This window comes from Vitreoscilla stercoraria DSM 513 (assembly GCF_000382305.1).
Taxonomy (GTDB): Bacteria; Pseudomonadota; Gammaproteobacteria; order Burkholderiales; family Neisseriaceae; genus Vitreoscilla; species Vitreoscilla stercoraria.
The window spans coordinates 75,819-82,464 of record NZ_KB908031.1 but is presented as its reverse complement, the minus strand read 5'-3'; the positions used below and the strand labels follow the sequence as shown (position 1 = coordinate 82,464).

General features: G+C 43.5%; 7 protein-coding genes. 3 read left to right on the top strand and 4 right to left on the bottom strand.

Annotation, left to right across the window (positions count from 1 at the left end; genetic code table 11):
* A partial coding sequence (locus H150_RS0110795; RefSeq protein ID WP_019957698.1) for an IS30 family transposase occupies positions 1 to 266 on the top strand: 266 nt, incomplete at its 5' end.
* Between the two features lie 97 nt (positions 267 to 363).
* On the opposite strand, the gene trpB is transcribed toward H150_RS0110795, so the two are convergent.
* Both trpB and H150_RS0110780 read right to left on the bottom strand, forming a co-directional pair.
* On the bottom strand, positions 364 to 1,572 hold the full coding sequence (gene trpB, locus H150_RS0110790; protein WP_019959078.1) for a tryptophan synthase subunit beta: 1,209 nt from the start codon (positions 1,570 to 1,572) through the stop codon (positions 364 to 366).
* A gap of 238 nt (positions 1,573 to 1,810) precedes the next feature.
* Positions 1,811 to 2,680 (bottom strand): DMT family transporter, encoded by an 870-nt coding sequence (locus H150_RS0110780; protein WP_019959076.1) that lies wholly within the window; start codon positions 2,678 to 2,680, stop codon positions 1,811 to 1,813.
* A gap of 169 nt (positions 2,681 to 2,849) precedes the next feature.
* On the opposite strand from H150_RS0110780, the gene H150_RS0110775 reads away from it, so the two are divergent.
* Together H150_RS0110775 and H150_RS14305 are read left to right on the top strand one after the other, a co-directional pair.
* A complete protein-coding gene (locus H150_RS0110775; protein ID WP_019959075.1) occupies positions 2,850 to 3,704 on the top strand; it encodes an AraC family transcriptional regulator in 855 nt (284 codons plus the stop codon).
* Between the two features lie 144 nt (positions 3,705 to 3,848).
* Positions 3,849 to 4,904 carry a hypothetical protein gene (locus H150_RS14305; protein ID WP_019959074.1) on the top strand — a complete coding sequence of 352 codons (1,056 nt, stop codon included), beginning with the start codon at positions 3,849 to 3,851 and terminating at the stop codon, positions 4,902 to 4,904.
* A 79-nt stretch (positions 4,905 to 4,983) separates the two neighbouring features.
* Here H150_RS14305 and H150_RS0110765 read toward each other — a convergent pair whose 3' ends face one another.
* Both H150_RS0110765 and hutC read right to left on the bottom strand, forming a co-directional pair.
* A complete protein-coding gene (locus H150_RS0110765; RefSeq protein WP_019959073.1) occupies positions 4,984 to 5,544 on the bottom strand; it encodes an acetate uptake transporter in 561 nt (186 codons plus the stop codon).
* A 273-nt stretch (positions 5,545 to 5,817) separates the two neighbouring features.
* The gene (gene hutC, locus H150_RS0110760) at positions 5,818 to 6,537 is read right to left on the bottom strand and encodes a histidine utilization transcriptional repressor HutC (protein ID WP_040755905.1); all 720 of its coding nucleotides are present in this window, start codon (positions 6,535 to 6,537) and stop codon (positions 5,818 to 5,820) included.
* Between the last annotated feature and the right edge of the window lie 109 nt (positions 6,538 to 6,646).

The following is a 6,646-nucleotide window of genomic DNA, read 5'->3' as shown; positions in this document are numbered from 1 at the left end:
ATGAAATGTCTAAACACCATCTTTTAACTGCTCAATGCAATATGTCTGTTTATTTCTGTGATGCTAGCAGTCCTTGGCAAAAAGGCACAAATGAAAATACAAATGGGCTTTTAAGACAATATTTACCCAAAGGTAAAAATCTTGGTCTTTATTCACAAGAACAATTAGATAAAATTGCTTTGCAACTTAATACTAGGCCGAGAAAAATCTTGGGCTTTAAAACACCTCTTGAGGTCTTTCAAACAGGTGTTGCGCTGACCGGTTGAATCCGCATATACCAAACAACTAAATACAAATAAGCGTCCTGTAAAGGTTTACAGGACGCTTATTTAATCTTTCAAAGCATTGATTATCTTACATATTTCAATGCAAACCCAATTTGCCCGCCACATAATCGGCATCTTTGTCACCACGACCCGATACATTGACCACAATCTTGGTTTCAGGGCTAAGTTTTGGTGCTTCACGCAAAGCCCATGCCACAGCGTGTGAGCTTTCTAAAGCAGGCACAATGCCTTCCACTCGTGACAAAGTCATGAATGCATCCAAACATTCTTGATCGGTGGCGGTTTCATATTGCACCCGACCCAAATCCTTGAGCAACGAGTGTTGCGGACCCACACCAGGATAATCCAAGCCCGATGCAATCGAATGCACAGGCAACGGCTGACCTTGTTCGTCTTCTAAAACATAACACGCCATGCCGTGAATGTGGCTAGGCTTGCCCAAAGTCAAAGTTGCTGAATGTTGCATCGTCTCTAAGCCCAAACCCGCAGGCTCGACACCCACCAATTTGACCGCAGCATCATTCAAAAATGCCGTAAACGCCCCCATCGCATTCGAGCCACCACCGACACACGCCACCACATAATCAGGCAAAGCATCAAAACGCTCTTGTGTTTGCACCTTGATTTCCTCGCCAATAATGGCTTGAAAATCACGCACCATCATTGGAAATGGATGCGGTCCCACGACCGAGCCAATGGCATAAATATAATTTTTAGGGTCTTTCAAATACGCTTCAAATGCACTGTCTACGGCATCTTTCAGCGTTGCAGTCCCACGGGTCACCGCAATCAATTGAGCGCCCAAAATCTTCATTTTCACGACATTCGGATGCTCTTTTTCAATGTCGACTTGTCCCATATGAATTTCACATGCAATACCAACCAAAGCACAAGCGGTTGCCAAAGCCACACCGTGTTGACCTGCACCCGTTTCGGCAATCACTTTGGTTTTGCCCATGTATTTGGCCAGCAATGCTTCGCCCAAACAGTGGTTGATTTTGTGGGCGCCTGTGTGGTTCAAATCTTCACGTTTCAAATAAATTTGCGCCCCACCCAATTTTTCAGACAAGCGTTTGGCATGAAACAAAGGGCTAGGACGACCGACATAATGTGCAAACAATTCTTTCAATTCGGTTTGAAACGCTTCGGTTTGGCGAATTTCTTGATAAGCTGCATTGATATCATCCATCGCTTGCTTCAAATCATCTGGAATAAATTGACCACCGTATACGCCAAAAAAGCCTTCGTCATTAGGCAAAGCAATACCATTAATCTGTTGTTCCATTGGTTTTCCTATTTTCGTCACCATTTCATCATCTCGATTTAACTACCCAATTTGGGTAATCACAGCAATCAGAACATAACCTGATTCACCCATCAATTCAACTTTATTTTGGTTCAATATCATCCAATTGACAGGCTGCCTAGATTCATTTTTTGGATACGCTTGTATATTGTTCACGGCATCTGCCAATATGCAGCACGACCCAATACAAGCGTCCTGTAACATTTATGCACGCCATTCAAGGTTTTTTAAACATCCACAAATTGCCCATCAAAATCAAAATCATGCCCACGATGGCTGTCACATGCCACTGGTATCCTTCCCACACGGTCGAAATGCCCAATGCCACCAAGGGAAACAACAATGTTGCATAAGCCGAACGGGCGGCACCCAAGCGTTTGACCAAAGAAAAATAAGCGGTAAATCCAATCACCGAGCCGAATATGGCCAAATACAATAAAGACCATGTGAAAGTCATTTCCTGCCATGGTACTTGCAAAGTCGTGCCCGTTATTTTGGCTAAAAACCATAACACCACCACACCATACATCATGGCATAAGCATTGCTGGAAAACACATCCAAGCCATGGCGTTGATGGCGCAAGCTGAGCATATTGCCCAAAGAAAAGCCCAAAGTCCCCAAGAGCGACAAAGCCACGCCTTTTAATTGTCCCATATCCCCATTTTGCCAATTCCACTCTTGCCAAAAGAGCAATACCATACCCGCTAAGCCTAACAATGCCGCAGGTATCAATTGGCGGCTTGGTTTTTGTTTAAAAAACAACCACGCAAACAAGGCATTAAAAAACACCGCCATCGAAAAAATCACCGACTCCAAGCCTGAATGGATGTATTGTACTGCCGTATAAAAACACACAAAATTCAAACTGAACACGCACAGACTTTGTAACAAACACATCACATGGTCTTGCCATGACAAGCGCTGCAAACGCCGACACAGGCATAAACCGCCAAACAAAATCGCCGCCGCAATGGCAAAACGCCAAAAAATACCGGCCAACGGTGGCACATAATGGCTTTGTAAAGTAATGCCTATCCATGTTGTTCCCCAAATCAATACCACTGCCACATACAATATTGCATTCATCGCACATCCACCGATTTTAAAAACCGTTAGATTGTGAGGCATTCGTTTGCATGAAGCTGCCACACTCTTGCGCCGTATTTGCCTGTTCTTGCGCTTATTTTGCACAAGCGTCCTGTAAGCGGGCTGTTTTGTTTACAATAGTCAACAATTAAACACAGAGCCATCGGTCATGGTTTATCAAACCCGACACATTTTAGAACACACCCATGCCAAACTGCATGACAGTTTGAGTTTGAATTCAGGCATGCAATTGGCGCATTGGTCTAACCAACAAGACCGTGTCAAAGTTTTAAGCGACCACCATACTTTGAGTTTGTATATTCAAGATGGTTATGAGAGTTATCATAAAACTGCCAACGGTTGGAAAAATGGGGGTGCTCCCGACCATTTTTGTTTGATGCCACAAGGACAAGCCAGCGAATGGGACATTCGTGGGCGTTTGGGATTTGTGCATTTGTATTTCACTGCAGACCATGTGCGTGATGTGGCGACGCAAATCTGGGACAAAGAACCGCTGAGCGTCACTTTGAACGAACAAACTTTTGGACAAGACCGCCACATCAGCAGTTTGTACCGCTTGTTTTTATTGAATCAAGATTGGCATGAGCCCAGCCAACACTTGCAAATTAGCAGTGCCAATACTTTGCTGATTAACCATGTTTTGCAGCATTACAGCAGTGTAAAATGGATATTGCCGCAAATAAAAGGAGGTTTGTCACCGAGCAGCTTGCGCACCGTCACCGCCTATATTGATGCCCATTTACAGGACGCTTTGAGCATACAAGACTTGGCTACAATCACTTGTTTGAGCCCATACCATTTTGCACACATGTTCAAAGCCAGCACAGGGCAATCACCGCACCAATATGTTTTACAGCGCCGTTTAGAACATGCCAAAAATTTAATGGCATACCCACCCTATTCACTCACAGACATTGCCAGCGCTTGTGGCTTTGCCAGTTCTAGCCATTTCAGCCGCCGCTTCAAACAATATTTTGGTATCACACCATCACAATATCGCTAAATTTGGCAGAATAAAATGCTTTTATCATCAAATCAACCAGCACAGACTACAATGCCACTTTAATATTATTAAAGCACATTGACATGCTTGCGCTATACTCCTAGCATTAAATAGCCATTTTGCAAGCAGTTGCTCAAGGAAGACATGTCTGCGCAATATTTTTGTTTCCAATTCTCGGTTTTGACGGCATGGTCTTTGTGCATCAGCATCGCTCATGCTCATAATTTACGGGGCTTAGACAGCAGTCGCAGCAATCCCGAATTGGTAGCCAAAGCCATTTTAAATACCGATCACAGCCAGTTGCAGCATGAAACGGTTGTGCGTGAAAACTGGGTGGATGAACAACACCATCAAGCCAGAGGCCAACTGAGTACTTGGGCGCACCATATGGATGATTGGTTTGGCGAACCTGACGAAGACAAGCCCGCGTCTGCGAGAGTGCGGGCGATTTTAGACCAAAGTTGGAGCCCGACTGATGGCTATAAAGTCAAACCACGCATACGCGGCAGCATTAAATTGCCGACTTTAAAAAAACGTTTAAGTCTGGTGTTTGGCGATGAACATTTAGAAGACGAATTCCAACAAGCGGCTCATCTACGCAATACCCCAATGCCTTTAAATGAACAAGAAAAAAACCAAGTTCAAAAAGACACTTCCAGAAATCAATCTTTGGCTTTGCGCATGTCCAAACAAACCAAACGCTTAGGTCTAGATACCGATTTAGACGTTGGTATTCGCAGCGGAAACGATGTGTATTTGCGTGCCAAGGTCGGTAAAGATTGGCAATTGAATGACACACAGAGCATTCGTGCAGAACAAATTTTGCGTTACGGCAGCGACAGCCAATTGCATGCACGTGCCAATTTAGAATGGCGCAAACAAGTGTTTGAACAACATTTTTGGTCCAACCAATTGCATATTGGTTATGAAGATGAGAATCAAGATTTAGGCTTAAAATGGGGCAATAATTTGTTTGCCGAACACAGTTTTTTTAAAAATCAGCGTTTAAGCTATGGCATCAGTACCAATGGTTCTGAGAAAAAACAACATTTAAACAGTTATGGTCCATTTGTCTCATGGCGACAACCTGTTTTGCGCGATTGGTTTTTTATGCAAGGCGATGTGAATTACCAAAATGATCGCAATGCCGATCGTGGTCATGAATTGGGTACGTTTATGCGCATGGAAGCCATTTTTTAAACTGATGGCACATACCGATATGGCACCACACAAAAGCCGCCTTGAAAGCGGCTTTTGTAGATTTTAACCGTTTGCTATCTTACAAAGGCAAAACCGTTTTGCCATAACGCTTGTTAATCATGATGGCGGAAGCTTCATAAAAAGCAATCGAACCACACACAATCCCCACCCAACCGGCAACGGCCAAAATGGTTTTACTGGCGGCAAAATTGCTCGCTGCCAACAAAAAGAACAAAATGCTCAATGAACCAAACAACAATTTACCCACCATCGGACCTTTTAAGGTCTGAATGAAATTCACCACAGTGAACAAACCCCACATAGTCAAATAACAACCCATAGCATTGCCATCGGTTTTTTCCACACCAGCCAAAGGCGCCAACCACGTCACCACCAAAGTCAACCAAAATGCGCCATACGCCATAAAAGCGATACTGCCAAAATCATTGCCTTTTTTCCATTCCATGACGCCTGCAATAAATTGCGCACCGCCGCCAAAGAAAATGCCCATACCAATGATCATGCTGTTCACAGGGAAAAATCCTGCGTTGTGAATGTTCAACAAAATGGTGGTCATGGCAAAGCCAAACAAACCCAATGGACCTGGGTTGGCTGTGTAATCGTGTGATGCTGTGTGCATTTTGTTCCGCTCTGTGGTTTTTAATTCAGCCGCATCATACTTATAAATAAAATAAAATCAAGACATTTATTTACTTGTTATTAAAGAAGATAAATTTTAAAAACCGAGTTTAAATGGCAAATAAACCAGCAAAAATCAGAATAAATCAATGCGCATCAAAGATTTAATTTTAAAAAATCTGAATATTAATTCATTAATATTCAGATTTTAAAATAATGCCAATACAAAAAAAAACCTTGCTGTTAGCAGCAAGGTTTTTGGAAATTCAATCTTTCAATTGGGTGCCATGAATTTGCCCATCAAGCGATAACGGCTGCTTGGAAACCACAAGCGTACAAACGTGACAATCTGCCCTTGGCTCCAAGTGCGGCGTTGCACCACCAAACAAGGCTCGCCTTTGGGCATATACAAAGCTTCGGCAATGAATTTAGGCGGCATCAATGCTTCGACAATGTGTTCACCTTCACTAAATGGTGTCGTCGCAGTCAAATAATCATGTGGCGTGGTATGCTGAAAATCTTGCTGCAAATACGTCGGCGCCATAGCAGGATTGACCCAACGGTCTTCAAACTGCACCGCGCGGCCATCTTCATCGTGTACCATTTGTGAATGAAACACCGCCGCACCTTGCACCAAACCCAAAGCCGCAGCCATCTCCGCTTCAGCCGCCACACATTCCAATTGCAACACATGACAACAATGTACATGACCACGCAGACGAATTTCATCGGCAATGCTGTTGACCTCAAACAAAGCCGATTGCGCTTTGGGCTCTGCCACAAACGTGCCCACACCTTGCAAACGCACCAAACGCCCCTCATCGGTTAATTCACGCAAAGCCCGATTGATGGTCATGCGTGAAAAACCAAATTGCGCCACCAATTCGTTTTCAGATGGCAAACGTTGATTCACTTGCCACTGACCGCTGTTGATGTGTTGCAAAATATGTTGTTTGACTTGTTCATACAAAGGTTGTGGCGTATTCAAACTCATGGCATTCGCTTGCAATAGTATTTTCATAGTTGATATTGTACGATAATTCAGAACAATAAGCGTCCTGTAAGTGTTTACAGGACGCTTAATATGATTTCATTTACATCAA

Excerpts from the sequence above, each read along its gene's own strand:
- hutC (WP_040755905.1), bottom strand. The coding sequence starts at position 6,537 with ATGAGTTTGAATACGCCACAACCTTTGTATGAACAAGTCAAACAACAT.
- H150_RS0110775 (WP_019959075.1), top strand. The coding sequence starts at position 2,850 with ATGGTTTATCAAACCCGACACATTTTAGAACACACCCATGCCAAACTG.
- H150_RS0110780 (WP_019959076.1), bottom strand. The coding sequence starts at position 2,680 with ATGAATGCAATATTGTATGTGGCAGTGGTATTGATTTGGGGAACAACA.
- H150_RS14305 (WP_019959074.1), top strand. The coding sequence starts at position 3,849 with ATGTCTGCGCAATATTTTTGTTTCCAATTCTCGGTTTTGACGGCATGG.
- H150_RS0110765 (WP_019959073.1), bottom strand. The coding sequence starts at position 5,544 with ATGCACACAGCATCACACGATTACACAGCCAACCCAGGTCCATTGGGT.
- trpB (WP_019959078.1), bottom strand. The coding sequence starts at position 1,572 with ATGGAACAACAGATTAATGGTATTGCTTTGCCTAATGACGAAGGCTTT.